We start from the raw sequence: 397 nt of genomic DNA, 5'->3' as shown, positions 1-397 counted from the left end.
TCAGGCTGACGACGCGTCAAACCTCACAGACGAATCTCTGGTTGAATGGTATATTTCAGGAGGCACAGAGGCCTCTGCCGATATATCCACAGAGCCACCAAATTCATCCACCATAGGCAGAAAATATTGGAGATTGACCGACACAGCAGGAGATCCGCTCTTGGGTCAAACTATCGCGGTTAGCGGGGATTTTTACATCTTCACAACCTCTGGAAAAATAAAATGGGATGGCGGCGGTTATGGTGTAATAAAATGCCGCGTCATACCAAAAGCGGCCGGTTTCCCGGAAAAAGAACCGGTATGGGGACCGTTTGTAGAATTGACCGCGGAAAACAATCAAAGTCCGTTCTGGAGGGACTGGCTCAAGTTTCTTGAGACGGGAGAAAATACAGACGAC

The 397-nt window shown here is 48.6% G+C and carries 1 protein-coding gene; it reads left to right on the top strand.

Annotated features, from left to right (window positions below):
* A partial coding sequence (locus RRY12_13280) for a hypothetical protein (protein MEG2185647.1) occupies positions 1-397 on the top strand: 397 nt, incomplete at both ends.

The sequence above is a fragment of the Cloacibacillus sp. genome, assembly GCA_036655895.1.
GTDB lineage: Bacteria > Synergistota > Synergistia > Synergistales > Synergistaceae > JAVVPF01.
This window is presented reverse-complemented; position numbering and strand designations above follow the sequence as displayed.